Source organism: Moritella sp. 36 (genome assembly GCF_018219415.1).
Taxonomy (GTDB): Bacteria; Pseudomonadota; Gammaproteobacteria; order Enterobacterales; family Moritellaceae; genus Moritella.
This window is the reverse complement of the sequence record NZ_CP056120.1, coordinates 3,469,518-3,484,552: the sequence shown is the minus strand read 5'-3', so window position 1 is coordinate 3,484,552 and position 15,035 is coordinate 3,469,518. Positions and strand designations below refer to the sequence as shown.

The window sequence follows — 15,035 nt, the reverse complement described above, 5'->3', positions numbered from 1 at the left end:
TAACCTTTGCTTTAAAATTGCAGTGTAACTGTCTTGTTTTGGTGTCATGGTCCTTATTAAGTAGCTGTAGGTATTACAGCCTCATCATAAATAATAGAAGGGACGCTATTTATGTCAACATCTGAAGTTACGCGTAATCAACTGCAACGGAATATGCAATCAAATAATATTTTCGAACAAAACCTACCTATTACCAATGCGAATTATGCAGCATTAACCCCCATTTCTTTTTTAGAACGTTCTGCATTTGTCTATCCCAACCATACTGCGACGGTGAATGGTGACATTCGTCATACTTGGTCAGATGTATACCAACGCTGCTGTCGTTTTGCCAGCGCGTTGAGCAAACGTGGGTTCGGTAAAGGGGATACAGTGTCGATCATCGCCCCAAACATTAATGAGCACTTTGAAGCGCATTTTTCTGTACCTATGTCAGGTGCGGTATTGAACTCGATTAACACCCGTTTAGACGCTGAATCGATAGCATTTATTCTTACACATGCGGAAACCAAGGTGTTGATCACTGACCGTGAGTTCAGCGCTGTTGTCCAGCAAGCAATAAATAAGTTGGTTAATAAACCCTTGGTGATTGATATTGATGATCCGGCATTTGATGGCGGTGAATTTATCGGTGACTTAACTTATGAGCAATTCTTAGCGGAAGGCAATGACGACTTTGCTTGGGTAAGACCTGATGATGAATGGGATGCTATTTCACTTAATTATACCTCGGGCACAACGGGTGACCCAAAAGGCGTTGTTTATCATTATCGCGGAGTATATTTAAATGCGGTCAGTAATATCTTATCGTGGGAAATGGGCGCACATCCTGTGTATTTATGGACGCTACCCATGTTTCATTGTAATGGTTGGTGTTTTCCATGGGCGATTGCTGCCACAGCTGGCGTAAGTGTCAGTGTCCGCCATGTTCGTGCAGATGCTATTTATGATTTAATTAGAACTGAAACAGTGACACATTTTTGTGGTGCTCCGATTGTATTAAATATGCTTAATGGCGCGGACGAATCACTTAAAATGGGTATTGAACACGAAGTAAAAGTGATGACCGCAGGGGCGCCACCACCTGCGTCTGTGATCGAGGGGATGGAAGCGTCAGGCTTTAAAGTGACCCATGTTTATGGACTAACAGAAACGTATGGTCCTTCTGTTGTTTGTGCATGGCACGATGAATGGAATGATAAAACCAGTGAACAACAAGCACGTTTAAAAGCGCGCCAAGGTGTTCGCTCACCTTTGCTTGATGAACTAATGGTCGCCGATCCCATTACGCTAGAGCCAGTAGCAAAAGATGGCAAAGCAATAGGCGAGATTTTTATGCGAGGTAATTTGGTAATGAAAGGTTACCTGAAAAACCCAGCGACAACACAAGCGGCTTTTGCTGGAGACTGGTTCCACTCGGGTGATTTAGCGGTATGGCACGAAGATGGTTATGTCGAGATTAAAGATCGATCCAAAGATGTAATTATTTCTGGCGGCGAAAACATTTCGAGTATTGAAGTTGAAGATATTCTTTATCGCCATCCCAAAATACAAGATGTCGCCGTTGTGGCAAAAAAAGATGAGAAGTGGGGGGAAACACCTTGTGCTTTTATTAGCCCAATGCCAGATGCTGATATCACATCGCAAGAAATTATCCTTTTTTGTCGTGATAATATGGCGCATTTTAAAACGCCAAAAACCATTGTATTTGGGGAGTTACCAAAAACATCGACAGGTAAGATCCAAAAATTCCTATTACGAGAACGAGCAAATAATTTGATTATGGAAAATGAGAATAGCCTAGCATAAAAGTCTATTGTGTCATCACCAGTCCCGCCATGATCGATATCGGAACCATTTTCCCCAAATGTTGCGCACGATAGAAAGTGGGACACTTGCTCATAGGATATCCCTATGTGTGTTTATACCCATAAATGTGTAAATTTGGTGTGACCTATGTTGTATTATGGTTAACAATACTTTACATCGTTATGAAGCCTATGTATTGTCCATAACACTGATTTTCAAGGTCTAAGCAGTTGAGTTACCTATGTTCTAGTTATAGCTTGGGTAAATTAACTGTTTTCGATATATCAAGGATTAATGCGTGTTAAATATTAAGAGTAGTCAATCTCAATCTCAATCTCATTCTCAATCTTATTCTCATTCTCAAGTTGATTCAGATACTGGCAGTTGGAGTGCCCATGATACCAAGTGGACAATTAGCTTATTTGGTACTGCTGTAGGGGCAGGCATATTGTTTTTACCTATCAATATAGGTGCTGGTGGATTCTGGCCGCTTATCATAATGGCACTGCTCGCGGGCCCGATGACTTTTTTAGCGCATAGGGGGTTATCTCGATTTGTTCTTTCATCGAAGAATCCCGAGGCTGATTTTACCGATGTTGTTGAAGAACATTTTGGTCACAATGCTGGTCGTATTATCTCTATTCTGTATTTCTTATCTATTTATCCTATCTTACTTATTTATGGTGTAGGGTTAACTAATACAGTCGATAGCTTTATCGTAAATCAGCTTGGTTTAGCATCTCCTTCACGTGTGTTGTTATCCGGTATATTGGTTGCTGGCATGGTGAGTGTGATGATGGGGGGAGAGAAGTTAGTACTCAAAGCGTTTGAGATCATCGTTTATCCATTGGTGCTTATTCTCGCTGGACTGTCAATTTACATGATCCAAGATTGGCAAGTGCCTGACATATCAATGGTGACGGCTATGGGTGAGTTCTCGCGTACATTGTGGTTAGCTGTGCCTGTTACTGTATTTGCGTTTAGTCATGCCGCAGCTATCTCTAGCTTTTCTACGGCACAAAAGCGCCATTATGGTAAACAAGCTGGGGAGAAATCAGAACAGATCCTTAAACGTACGTCAATCATGCTTATTTCGTTCGTCGTATTTTTTGTTTTCTCCTGTGTGTTCAGCCTTACACCGGCGCAGTTGTTGGAAGCTAAAGTACAAAACATATCTGTTTTATCGTATCTTGCAAATGTGAAAGACAATGCTTTAATTGCTTCTTTAGGTCCGTTAATTGCTTTCATTGCTATTACATCTTCATTTTTTGGGCATTTCTTAGGCGCTCGTGAAGGCTTAAATGGTTTGATACGTAAGCAAGTAGACATGACGCCTGCAGCGACTAACAAGCTGACTATTTTTATATTGTTTATTAGTATCTGGATTGTGTCAGTAATGAACCCAAGTATTTTAAATATGATGGAAATATTTTCGGGACCAGTTATTGCTATGATCTTGTTTGTGATGCCTATGTACGCGGTATCTAAAGTTGAAGCATTGGCGAAATACCGTGGTGCCTTAAGTAATATTTTCGTTACCATCATGGGATTGATTGCCATCTCAGCACTGATTTTTAACGTATTCTTATAAATACGGCGGAATAATAAAGGAAGGAACGTTCAGTTTATTGAAGAGGGGCTCAATTGTATGTGCTGAAATGGAACATACAATTGAGTTCTGGCTTACTTATTAAAGCGCTATTATGACTTGGTTTGAGTACCCGCTAAACGTGGTAACTTGCCTTTTAGCGCTGTAATGTGCACAGTTTTATTGGTGAGATAATCATTTAAACCATTATTACGTAATAGACAGGCTGGGCAGTCGCCACAACCTTTACCCACAACACCGTTATAACAAGTCAGTGATTGGTGAGTAACGAAATCAAGTTCATCATGCAAATCTGCAAGCGCCCATGTTTCCGCTTTGTTCAACCACATTAATGGCGTCTCAAATTTAAAATCTTTAGCCATACCTAGGTTACAAGCTTGATTAATTGACTTGATAAACTCGTCTCGGCAATCAGGGTAACCAGAAAAATCAGTTTCACATACACCGGTAATAACTGTGTTAGCACCGACTTGGTAAGCATAAATACTCGCCAGCGTCATGAATAAGATATTGCGACCTGGTACAAACGAATTTGGTAAACCGTTATCCATCAGTTCGTGAGATACCGCTATATCGTCACGAGTTAGTGAACTAATCGCCAGTTCACTAAGCAGATCAACATTGATGATTTTATGATTTTTCACACCGAAATAAGCCGCTGTTTTTTTCGCTACCTCGATCTCTTGGCTATGGCGTTGACCATAATCAAAGGTAATACAATCGACGCTATCATAACGTTGTAAGGCATCAACTAAACAGGTAGTACTATCCTGACCACCACTGAATACTAATACCGCTTTGTTTGCTGTCTGCTGTGACATTTTTTGTCCTTTATCTATTTTAATGAGGCGATAATAGCACAAGTATATTCAAACAAGGTTAAATCGGTTGTTAAAATCGCTTAAACAATTACCTGCCACTGGTTAAAAAACAACGGTGTAATAGCACCTATGCAGGAGGATGTTGTTTCGGTAGAATGTAATAACTGCTGTATAAAAATATAGTGATATTTATACAGCATTCAATTTTATGTATAAGTCGGTTGTTGCTGGCTTTTTGTTTTTATTGGTAAGTACAAGCATGTCAGACAATATTGAAAACGCGCGAGTAGAACCGCGAGATCCTCGTTTACAAATCGTTTCAGAAGCCGAACAAGGCAGCCCTTTCTCTCAGTTGGCTGCTGCGGATATGTTTTATGCGCGAGGTACTTATGAAGATGCTTTTTACTGGTACAGTATCGCAGTGCGGTCGTTTACCAGTAATCCAAATGCTTTTTCTGCCGAAGTGATTAAATACGAAGTGTCAGCAGCAGAGTATAATCTCGCTACTATGTTCTTTAATGGCTTAGGCACTGATTCAGATAAAAAACAAGCATTTAAATTATATGCAGAAGCGGGACGTAAGCGATATTTAGCTGCGCAAGTACAATTGGGTATGATGTATGTTTATGCCGAAGGTATTCAGCAACATTATGGTTTAGGTTATGCGTGGCTTTATGCTGCAGAATTAAATGGTGAAAACAGCAAAGACGTGAAAAAAGTGCTAAAAATGATCGAAGGTAAAATGGATCGTAAATCACTTGATAACGCACGTAAAATGTCGGAACAATGGGTCGATGAAGCTGTTTTAGAAAAATTAGCGCAACGTAAGAAAACCCGTTTTTCTTTTATTAGTAATTGGTTTAAGAAATCAGCCTAGCCTCTGCTTACGCCGACTAAAATGACTTGAGATTTTCTTAATTTCCCGTCCCATGGTCGATAGCATACTTTGGTACCTACCACTCTCGTAAAAAATCAATAAAAGCTCTCACTTTTTCAGGAACGTAACGAGTATTTGGATAGATTGCATAAATATTTTGTAATGGAAAAATATACTCAGGAAGTAAGTGAATGAGTTGGCCTTGCTCTAATGCTGGATGTACAAGCCATTCGGGTATTAGTGCGATGCCCGTCCCGTTTAATGTAAAGGCTAACAGTGCGCTAGCGCTATCAGCAGTGATGGTTGAAGGACTTTCGACATTGAGTAATACAGTTTCTTTTTGCGGTGTTATTACTTGCCAACTCAGTGGCGATTTTAAGCGACTGTTAGTGATCCAATTAGCTTGTGCTAAGTCAGATAACGTATTTATGTTATTCGTTGCTAGATAACTTGGAGAGCTGACAGGGAAAATAGCAAAATGATCAATATATGCTGCGTGATAATTTGAATCGGCCAATTCACCCAATCGAATAGCGATGTCAAAATATTCGGCAATTAAATCAGCATGCTTAGATGATGAAATGTAATTAATATGTAACTGAGGGTGTTTTTTTGCGAATGCTGCCAGCGCTGGTACAACTTTGTGTGCACCATACTCAGGAGTACTTGTAACACGTAGCACACCACTTAAACCATGATGATCGTGACGCACATCGTTCAACATGTGCTCAGCATCCGCTAATAAGCGTAGGCTATTTTGATAGAAATGTTTACCGGGTTCTGTGAGTGAAATTTTTCGCGTACTACGCCTTAATAAAGAAACCCCCAGTTCAGCTTCTAGTTGTTTGACATTGAAGCTAACGACAGCCTTGCTCTGATCCAACACCTCTGCCGCTGCAGTAAAACTTCCGGCTTCGACCACTGCAGTGAAGATCTTCATCCTTTGTAAATTAAGCATGTTCCTCTCGTTAACTGTCAAATTATTTTTGACAGTGTAAGTGACTATACCCTATTTATCCACTGTGATTTTAGATTTAGACTGCGTATCTTTCGTCTGTAGGAGGTTTTATGCAATATCGAACTAAAGTTGCAATTGTTTATTTACTGGGTTTTTTTATCGATCTCATTAATATGTTTATTACTAATGTAGCTTACCCCGCGATAGGCCTGGCACTGAATGCGAGCGTTGATCAATTGACTTGGGTAAGTACGAGTTACATTTTGGGATTGATATTAATTACACCAATTAGTGCTTGGTTAGCATTACGTATTGGTGGGCGTCGAGTATTTTTGTTATCGCTCACTTTATTTATTGTGACGACAGCACTGGCTGGTTTTGCTAACTCTATCGAACTGCTGATTGGATTACGTTTACTTCAAGGTTTAAGTGGTGGCTTGTTAATTCCGATAGGGCAGACTCTCACCTACCAACTATATGCGAGTCATGAACGCGCACGTCTTTCTTCTATTATTATGTTAGTTGGTTTATTAGCACCTGCACTTTCTCCGGCTCTCGGCGGCCTTATTGTTGATCAGCTAAATTGGCGATGGGTATTTTTTGTTAATTTACCGCTGACATTGATTGCTTTAGTGCTTGCTTTTGTGTGGCTGCGTAGCGATAAAGTGTCATTTCCGAAAGATAGTCACTTCCTAGATGTTCGGGGGCTCGCTATTGCAAGTGTGGGCTTAACGCTGTTACTACTCGGTTTAGACTGGTTAGCCGTCCCCAACAAACTATTCGGTGCTCTTATATTACTAATTACAGCGGTTGCGGTATTGGTTTATTACGTGCGTCATAGTTTCCGTCATCCTAAGCCATTACTTGATTTGGGCTTAATTCGTAATCCATTACTTCGTATTTCGATGATGGTTTATTTGTTTATTCCAGGTGTATTTATGGGCGTTAATTTAATCGCAATGATGTACCTTCAAATGCAGTTGGGTATGTCAGCATCATCGGTTGGTGTACTGATGATACCGTGGTCATTGTCAGCATTTTTAGCCATTATGCTTGTGGGCAAATTATTTAATTATTATGGTCCTAAGCCTTTATTTATGCTGGGGTGTTTGATCCAAGGTATTGGTATTTTATGCTTATCTCAAATAACTATGGTTGATCAACCGCTGCTATTGCTGATTTCTTTTTCATTAATGGGTTTTGGTGGTTCTTTATGTAGTAGTGCAGCCCAGAGTTCAGCTTTTTTAACCATTGATTGTGTATCGTTGGCTGATGCGAGTGCAATTTGGAATATCAATCGCCAGTTTAGTTTTTGTGTTGGTGTTGCTGTAATGAGTTTGATACTGCAGCTACTACAAATGACTGTTGATAGCTTGAGTGCTTATCAAATCAGTTTTTATCTCGCGGCGGCTGTGACTGCCGTGCCATTTTTGCTTTGTTTATATATTGATAACAAAGCTGTCTTGAAAAAAATAAACGCTTAAAGGAAATAGTATGAACCGTTTTTTTAATGAACTTGTCGATACACATGTAAAAATTGAGAATTGGCTTGGGCAAGGTAAAGGTGATCTTGAAGTGTTACTTTCACGTTTTGATAGGAACTTTTCGATGATAAGTATCAATGGTACTAAGTTAGATTTTCTTACTTTGGAAGCATTTTTCCAGAATAATTGCGGTACAAAGGATGGGCTTAAAATTATTATGGATAAAATGGAGATATTAGCTGAGTGGTCACAAGGGGCTTTGGTGAGTTATGTTGAACGTCAAGTTTTGCCTAACCACATAGAGTCATTGAGACATTCAACTGTTTTATTGACGCTTGAAGGAGATGAAGTGTTATGGCGTCACCTTCATGAGACACCTGCGTCTGAATCATAGTTACAGCGATTGAGGCCACGCCTGTTAAAATGACTTAAGTCTTCTAAACTTAACTTATCAGTACTTACATGACGGGTGATGAAGATGGACTTAAGTAATTTTGAACAAATGGATACTGCTATCTTACTCGGTATTGTTAATGAAAAACTACGATTAGAATGTACCGATCTACATGATCTTTCTGCATCTTATGAAATGCCTACCGAAGCGCTCGCCAATAAATTAGATACGCTTGGTTATCATTACGATACAAAAACCAATCAGTTTAAAAGTTTTTAGCCAAGAGACGATTGTTAGCATTTTACTATTTGTAAGCTGCTCCTTATACTGGTTTGATGATAACTAGTTTGTTATCAAATCAAAGAGCCAATTAGGAGGGCGCATGTTTAAACAAATCTTACCTTTAGTCGTACTATCATCTTTAGTTGTGGGCTGCACTGCATCGCCAACGGGTCGTAATCAGGTGCTATTGTATTCATCTGGTGATATGACGCAGCTTGGCGCACAATCATTCGATCAAATTAAACAGCAAGAAAAAATCAATACCGACCCTAAACTGAACAATTATGTACAATGTATTGCTGATACTTTGACGCATTATGTTGACCAGCCAACCAATTGGGATGTGGTTATTTTTGATAGCCCACAAGTGAATGCTTTTGCCTTACCGGGTGGTCATATTGGTGTGTATACCGGCTTATTAAAAGTAGCGAAAACACCGTCACAATTAGCGGCTGTAATGGGGCATGAAATTGTTCACGTAACAGCAAAGCACAGTAACGAACGTCTATCACAATCAAAGATCACCAACCTTGGCTTACAGGTCACGGATTATGCATTGCAAAATCAAGCGTATAAAGAGACTGCAATGCAAGCGTTAGGATTAGGTCTGCAATATGGCGTGGTGTTACCGTACGGACGAACCCAAGAATCGGAAGCCGATATTGTTGGGTTAGAATTAATGGCGAAAGCGGGATTTGATCCAGAAGAAAGCGTGGCATTGTGGCAAAATATGGCTGCTGCATCAAACGGTAAGCAACCGCCTGAGCTATTGTCAACGCATCCATCACACGATACGCGTATCAAAGATTTACGTAAAGCAATCGCAAAATTACCCGCTGAATACCGCCAGCATAAAGAATTGAGCTGTCAATATTGATAGGCAAATAAGTCACGCTTCTAATGCAATAATATTTACGTCTTTTTATTGAAAATGAAGCTTTTAAATTTGTGCTTAATTACTTTTTCTACAGTTAATGGTCGGTTGGTACTTTTTGTAATTAATTGCTGAATGTCTGTAGGCGTGATTTCAGAGAAACCATCATGTGCCATTAATATTTTACTGATGTTAAGTTGCAATAGTTTGTTGAGTGATTGCTTGTAAGCCTTAGGCTGATAGATAGGGAAGGGTGAGGTGAACTTGTTTTTGAGTTTTAAAATCATATCCCCCACATACATTTGTTGTGTTGGCTGATGTAAAAACGACAGATCCCGGTCGGTATGCCCAGGAGTAAAATGTACTATCCAGTCGTTAAAACCAGGCACACAGGTTTCGTGTTGTAAAATAATATCGGGCTTAAGGTCGGGGGGATAATAAATGTTACGGATATTTTTACCTTTACGATGTGCGACATATAAAGACAGAATGAGATCAATAGCATGCGCGACTCGACCATTAAACCCTTGATACCACTGACGTTCAAATCCAACTGACGCAATTTTACAACCAAATTTTTTACGTAATAAGTGTGCACCGCCAGCATGGTCGGGGTGCATATGTGATACCAACACTAATTTTAAGTCAGATATATCACGTTGCAATGTTTCGGTAATGAAGGTTTTGATAACGGGCACATCACATCGACAGCCGCCATCAAGTAATAATAACTTGTCTGGATACTCGACTAACAGAATAGTTTGAATATAACCTTCAATGTGATGTATTTGCATAAACAATACTTCTTTTTAAGTGTTTAGTTATTTGGCTATTCTCGCATAAATCCACTGTTATGTTAATTTTTGCAACTTAAGTGATTAGGGCTAAAACAACTGGAAGTAAAACCAGTATTTATCTACACTAGCGGTAGCTTACATTTACCGCTAGGAAACAAACGTTTCATGAAAATACTGCACACTTCAGATTGGCATCTTGGCCAGCATTTCATCACAAAAAGTCGCGCTAATGAACACAGCTGTTTTATGGCTTGGTTACTCGAACAGGTAGAGCAGCATCAAGTAGATGCCGTTATTGTCGCTGGTGATATTTTTGATACTGGCACTCCGCCAAGTTATGCGCGCGAACTTTACAATAGTTTTGTTGTTGCCATGAGTAAAATACAGTGTCAGTTAATTATTCTAGCGGGTAATCACGATTCTGTGGCGACATTAAATGAATCAAAGCAATTATTGTCGCAGCTTAATACCCGCGTTATCTCGAGTGTGTCACTGGATTTAGAGCAACAGGTGCTAGAGTTAAAGGATCGCCAAGGTGAAGTGGGGGCATTGCTTTGCGCAGTGCCGTTTATTCGCCCCCGTGACGTGATGCAAAGTGAAGCGTGGCAATCTGGTACTGAAAAACAGCAACGTTTAGGCTCGGCAATTACCGAGCATTACAGTAATCTGTATCAACTTGCTAAGCAAAAGCGTGAACAACTTGGGTTCGCAGTGCCGATTATTGCCACGGGTCATTTAACTGCGCTGGGTGTATCGGTCACAGAGTCGGTACGCGATATCTACATTGGCACGCTTGAAGCATTCCCTGCCAATCAATTTCCGGCTGCAGATTATATTGCCCTTGGTCATATTCATCGCGCGCAGAAGGTCGCAAAGTCAGAGCATATCCGTTATAGCGGTTCACCAATACCCCTTAGCTTTGATGAAGTAAAAAAACAGAAGAGCGTAAACTTAGTGAGTTTTGATAAAGGGGCGTTAGAGGATGTTACCGAACTGACCATCCCACAATTCCAACCAATGCAGGTACTGAAAGGTAACCTTGATAGTATCGAAGCGCAATTAGCCGAATTTAAAACACACGATGATGAGCTACCGGTATGGTTGAGCATTGAAGTGCAAGAGCAAGATTATTTAACCGATTTACAAACCCGCATTGAAATGATGACCACAGACTTGCCTGTTGAAGTCTTACAAGTGCGCCGAGCCCGTAAAGACAGAGAGCAGCATTTGCATAGCCAAGTTAAAGAAACCTTATCAGAATTGTCTGTGAATGATGTTTTCCAACGTTGTTTAGAAGGCGTTGAGTTTACGACTGATGTGGAAATTGCCCGTAAATCACGAATTGAACTTGCCTTTAGCCAAATCGTTGAGCAAGTAGAGCATGCGACACAGGAGGACAAATAATGAAGATCAAACGTCTTTCCTTTAAAAATATTAACTCGTTAAAAGGCGAGTGGCAGCTTAATTTTGACCAAGAACCGTTTTTAAGTAATGGTCTATTTGCTATCACTGGTCCTACAGGTGCTGGTAAAACCACCATCCTCGATGCGATCTGTTTGGCCTTGTATCACGAGACGCCACGCTTAGCGATATCGAAATCGCAAAATGAGGTGATGACGCGTAATACCGCAGAGTGTGCCGCAGAAGTTGAATTTGAAGTGCAAGGTAAAGGTTACCGCGCCAGCTGGAGTCAGCGCCGAGCTAAAAACAGTCCGCAGGGCAATTTACAAGAGATGAAGGTAGAGCTGGCTGAAGTTGTATCGGGTAATATTCTGGCAAGCCAAGTGAAATTGAAAAAGCAGTTGGTGGCTGATATTACTGGACTCGATTTTTCACGTTTCCGTAAATCTATGCTGTTGTCACAAGGTGAGTTTGCCGCGTTTTTGAATGCGCCCGCTAACGATCGTGCCGAGTTATTAGAAGAACTGACAGGTACAGAAATTTACGGTCAGATCTCACAAGCGGTATTTGAAAGCCATAACCTAGCCAAAGCGGAATTAGATAAACTCCGTGCTAAAGCAGACGGGGTTAACTTACTCAGTGACGAGCAACGTACTGAGATCGTCAGTGAGCAAACGACAGTAGGAAGTTTAGTTACTGACCTTAGCCAACAGCAAACCAGTTTACAGCAACAAAAACAGTGGCGAGAACAGCTTGAAAAAGCACAAGTCAGTGCTACAGAAGCACAAATCAGCTTAGCGAATGCAGAGCAAGAAACTGTAAGCCAACAGCCTGAATTAGAACAACTAGAAAAGGCGGAACCAGCGGAAGCGTTGCGTTTACCTTTCACGCATTTAAGCCAAGCTAATACTAAGCTCGCGGAATTAGAGAAAAAGCAACACGCATTGCAAGCGTCAGTGGTTTCTGCTCAAACAGCTGTCGCGGATAACCAGCTGAAACTGCAGTCTAGCCAAGCACAACTTGATGCCAGTAAACAGCAAAACCAAGCGCAAGAAACATTAATCAATGAGCAGATCATACCATTGGATAATGAGTGTGCGCAGTTGACCAAAGAACAACTGCAATTTAAGTCGCAACAGCAACAACAAAATAGCGAACAGCAGATCACGCAACAGAGTCTAGCCGGATTAACGCAAACAGCCGAAACCGCTAAAACGACAGTCAACGCATGCCAAGCGTATCAGCAACAACATGCACAAGATGCGCAGTTAAGTACCCGATTACCGTTATGGCAGAGCCAGATACAGCAATGTAATCAACAACAAGCTAATGTCGAGACACTGCAGCAGCAAGTGATTACTAACCAGCAGTCATTACAGCAAAGTTTAACAGCGCAACAGCAGCTAGCGAATAACGTGACGGCCAATATTGAACGTGAGCAGTCGGTGAAAGAGGCAGTTAATCAAGCGCTGCAGCAAGTCTCTAATTTACTCGCGGGTGATGATTTAGCTGATCTTGAACAGGCATTTAGTCAGCAATCACGCTTACAGGGTATTGTTGAGCAGCTACCCAGTTTACAACAGCGTTACCTGACTGAGTCGCAAGAATTTGAGACCAATCAAGCAAGTATGGCTGTATTAACGCAACAACTTGTCGATATTAATGTTGAGATAACAGCTAAGCGCGATCTGTTTAAAACCAAAAAGAATGAGTTAAACGATGTTCAGCGTTTATTAGAACAAGAACAGAAGATTGCGAGCCTAGAACAATTGCGTAGCCAGTTAGAACCGGGGCAAGCGTGTCAGTTATGTGGTTCGACAGCGCATCCACTAATAGAAGAATACCAACATATTGCCGACTCACTGACAGCGCAGCGTAAAGCACAATTAGAGCTGGATCTAAAACAGATTGAGACCGATGGCGGAGAGCTTAAAAACCGCTTGGTCGAAGCGAATACCAAGCTTGATAACTTTAATCGCCGTAATGCGACACTGCAGCCACAGTTAACGTCTTTAATAGAACAATGGCAGGATTATACCCAACAACTGAATGCTAACCTTATGATTGAGGATAGCGCCAATTCGCAAGCATTTATCCAGCAGCGAGGCCTGCAATTAACACAGTTGTCACAACGCATTCAAGCGTTGAAAACAGTGAACACGCAATTACAAAGTGCGCAGCAGGCATTGACTGAATTTGATAAAAACAGTGCACAGCTACAACATCAAATTGAATTGGTAAACCGTGATGTAAAAGCAACACAAGACGCTGAGCAGAAACTAACACAAGAAGTGCAGCAACAAGCGCAGGTATTAACCGAGTTACAACAATCGTTGACCAATAGCGTGACAGAGCTCGGACTTACATTACCGGAATGGAGCCAACTCGATCACTGGTTAGTTCAGTGTCAGCAAGCACTACAAACCTGGGAACAGCAAGCGCAGTTGTTACAGTCAGCTAATGAGCACTATGTCGCGGCAGAAAGTCAGTTAACGCCATTACGTGAACAGCTGGCGAAATTGGAATTAGCGATAACGCAGACCTTAGAAACCTTGTCTAGCTTGTCTGAGAACCTCATGGCGAAACAGCAGCAACGTCAGCAGTTATTTGGTCAGCGTAGCGTAGCAGATGCACGACAAACGATGCAGCAACAATTAACTGCCGTAGAACAAGCACATCATGCATGTTCAACGCAAGATCATGCGTTATCGAATCAGTTGCATGCACAGCAAGGTGAGTTAACTACATTGCAACAAGGTTTGACGCAGCAACAGCAAGAATCGAGTGATTGTTTAGCGACATGGCAGCAAGCGTTAGCGACGAGTCCTTTTGCCACTGAAGCTGAGTTTAATCAGGCGTTACTTCCTTCAGAAGAAAAGCAGCGTTTATTGGCGCTTAAATCACAACTGACTGCGAACTTAACACGCTGCCAGGCGTTGTTTGAGCAAGCCAGTGAGCGTTTGCTAACACTGCAACAGACACAATTAACTGAATTGGATATTGCCACTATTGTTACTCAGTTAGACGAGATCACGACACAGTTAAATCAAGGTTTACAGCGCCAAGGTGAGTTGAAGCAACGCCTTGCCGATGATGCCGCTCGTAGCGCAGATTTAGCTGACTTTTATCAGCAGATCAAAACCTGTGAAGCAGACTACGATGACAAGGCTTACTTACATAGCTTGATTGGCTCGAAAGATGGCAGTAAGTTCCGCCGCTTTGCGCAAGGGTTAACCTTGGATCATTTAGTGACTTTAGCCAACCAACAATTAAACCGTTTACACAGCCGTTACCAGTTGCAGCGTAAGCTCGCATCAGGCAGCGAAGCCTTGGCTTTACAGGTGGTGGATACTTGGTTAGCCGATGCGGTGCGTGATACCAAAACCTTATCCGGGGGGGAAAGCTTCTTAGTGAGTTTAGCATTAGCACTTGGTTTATCTGACTTGGTCAGCCACAAGACCAGTATTGATTCGCTATTCCTTGATGAAGGCTTTGGGACCTTGGATGCAGAGACTTTAGACATCGCCTTAGATGCGCTGGATAACTTGAATGCGTCAGGAAAAATGATTGGTGTTATTAGTCACGTTGAAGCTTTGAAAGAACGTATTCCAGTACAAGTTAAAGTGAACAAGGGCAGTGGCTTAGGATTGAGTTCGTTTACTGTGGTGAGCTAGTTTAAGTTGTTTGATAGATGAAAATGAATGGCGACGGGCTTTGTACTGTCGCTAT

12 protein-coding genes are annotated in these 15,035 nt (G+C 41.3%); 9 read left to right on the top strand and 3 right to left on the bottom strand.

All coding sequences use genetic code 11. The annotated features are described in order from the left end of the window. Positions 1–111: 111 nt before the first annotated feature. Both HWV03_RS15360 and HWV03_RS15355 read left to right on the top strand, forming a co-directional pair. Entirely contained in the window at positions 112–1,809 is a 1,698-nt protein-coding gene (locus HWV03_RS15360) for an acyl-CoA synthetase (protein ID WP_255546860.1), read from the top strand. A gap of 298 nt (positions 1,810–2,107) precedes the next feature. Further along, a complete protein-coding gene (locus HWV03_RS15355; RefSeq protein WP_211676697.1) occupies positions 2,108–3,400 on the top strand; it encodes an HAAAP family serine/threonine permease in 1,293 nt (430 codons plus the stop codon). Positions 3,401–3,510: 110 nt separating this feature from the next. Here the strand turns inward: HWV03_RS15355 and queC are convergent, their stop codons facing one another. Then, complete coding sequence (gene queC, locus HWV03_RS15350; RefSeq protein WP_211676696.1) at positions 3,511–4,239, bottom strand: 7-cyano-7-deazaguanine synthase QueC; 729 nt, start codon at positions 4,237–4,239, stop codon at positions 3,511–3,513. A gap of 259 nt (positions 4,240–4,498) precedes the next feature. Here queC and HWV03_RS15345 point away from each other — a divergent pair, with 259 nt between their 5' ends. Then, positions 4,499–5,116, top strand: coding sequence for a tetratricopeptide repeat protein (locus tag HWV03_RS15345; protein ID WP_211676695.1), 618 nt, complete (start codon positions 4,499–4,501; stop codon positions 5,114–5,116). Between the two features lie 76 nt (positions 5,117–5,192). On the opposite strand, the gene HWV03_RS15340 is transcribed toward HWV03_RS15345, so the two are convergent. After that, a complete protein-coding gene (locus HWV03_RS15340) occupies positions 5,193–6,074 on the bottom strand; it encodes a LysR family transcriptional regulator (protein ID WP_211676694.1) in 882 nt (293 codons plus the stop codon). Between the two features lie 110 nt (positions 6,075–6,184). Between HWV03_RS15340 and HWV03_RS15335 the strand changes: the two genes are divergently transcribed. The 4 genes from HWV03_RS15335 (at position 6,185) to HWV03_RS15320 (ending at position 9,111) form a co-directional block, all read left to right on the top strand. Next, a complete protein-coding gene (locus tag HWV03_RS15335; protein ID WP_211676693.1) occupies positions 6,185–7,558 on the top strand; it encodes an MFS transporter in 1,374 nt (457 codons plus the stop codon). 10 nt (positions 7,559–7,568) lie between these two features. Beyond that, positions 7,569–7,952, top strand: coding sequence for a hypothetical protein (locus HWV03_RS15330; protein WP_211676692.1), 384 nt, complete (start codon positions 7,569–7,571; stop codon positions 7,950–7,952). 84 nt (positions 7,953–8,036) lie between these two features. Beyond that, entirely contained in the window at positions 8,037–8,231 is a 195-nt protein-coding gene (locus tag HWV03_RS15325; protein ID WP_211676691.1) for a DUF4250 domain-containing protein, read from the top strand. Positions 8,232–8,334: 103 nt separating this feature from the next. Continuing rightward, the gene (locus tag HWV03_RS15320) at positions 8,335–9,111 is read left to right on the top strand and encodes a M48 family metallopeptidase (protein WP_211676690.1); all 777 of its coding nucleotides are present in this window, start codon (positions 8,335–8,337) and stop codon (positions 9,109–9,111) included. A 35-nt stretch (positions 9,112–9,146) separates the two neighbouring features. Here the strand turns inward: HWV03_RS15320 and HWV03_RS15315 are convergent, their stop codons facing one another. Next, complete coding sequence (locus tag HWV03_RS15315) at positions 9,147–9,902, bottom strand: MBL fold metallo-hydrolase (protein WP_211676689.1); 756 nt, start codon at positions 9,900–9,902, stop codon at positions 9,147–9,149. 168 nt (positions 9,903–10,070) lie between these two features. Here HWV03_RS15315 and sbcD point away from each other — a divergent pair, with 168 nt between their 5' ends. Together sbcD and HWV03_RS15305 are read left to right on the top strand one after the other, a co-directional pair. Continuing rightward, positions 10,071–11,309 carry an exonuclease subunit SbcD gene (gene sbcD / locus HWV03_RS15310; RefSeq protein WP_211676688.1) on the top strand — a complete coding sequence of 413 codons (1,239 nt, stop codon included), beginning with the start codon at positions 10,071–10,073 and terminating at the stop codon, positions 11,307–11,309. Continuing rightward, positions 11,309–14,980: an AAA family ATPase gene (locus HWV03_RS15305; protein WP_211676687.1), complete on the top strand. Its 3,672-nt coding sequence runs from the start codon at positions 11,309–11,311 to the stop codon at positions 14,978–14,980. Before sbcD ends, HWV03_RS15305 begins: the two co-directional genes overlap by 1 nt. Positions 14,981–15,035: the final 55 nt, after the last annotated feature.

Coding starts and splice junctions, on each gene's coding strand:
- HWV03_RS15340 (WP_211676694.1), bottom strand. CDS start 6,074: ATGCTTAATTTACAAAGGATGAAGATCTTCACTGCAGTGGTCGAAGCC.
- HWV03_RS15330 (WP_211676692.1), top strand. CDS start 7,569: ATGAACCGTTTTTTTAATGAACTTGTCGATACACATGTAAAAATTGAG.
- HWV03_RS15325 (WP_211676691.1), top strand. CDS start 8,037: ATGGACTTAAGTAATTTTGAACAAATGGATACTGCTATCTTACTCGGT.
- HWV03_RS15315 (WP_211676689.1), bottom strand. CDS start 9,902: ATGCAAATACATCACATTGAAGGTTATATTCAAACTATTCTGTTAGTC.
- HWV03_RS15335 (WP_211676693.1), top strand. CDS start 6,185: ATGCAATATCGAACTAAAGTTGCAATTGTTTATTTACTGGGTTTTTTT.
- HWV03_RS15360 (WP_255546860.1), top strand. CDS start 112: ATGTCAACATCTGAAGTTACGCGTAATCAACTGCAACGGAATATGCAA.
- HWV03_RS15305 (WP_211676687.1), top strand. CDS start 11,309: ATGAAGATCAAACGTCTTTCCTTTAAAAATATTAACTCGTTAAAAGGC.
- queC (WP_211676696.1), bottom strand. CDS start 4,239: ATGTCACAGCAGACAGCAAACAAAGCGGTATTAGTATTCAGTGGTGGT.
- HWV03_RS15320 (WP_211676690.1), top strand. CDS start 8,335: ATGTTTAAACAAATCTTACCTTTAGTCGTACTATCATCTTTAGTTGTG.
- sbcD (WP_211676688.1), top strand. CDS start 10,071: ATGAAAATACTGCACACTTCAGATTGGCATCTTGGCCAGCATTTCATC.
- HWV03_RS15345 (WP_211676695.1), top strand. CDS start 4,499: ATGTCAGACAATATTGAAAACGCGCGAGTAGAACCGCGAGATCCTCGT.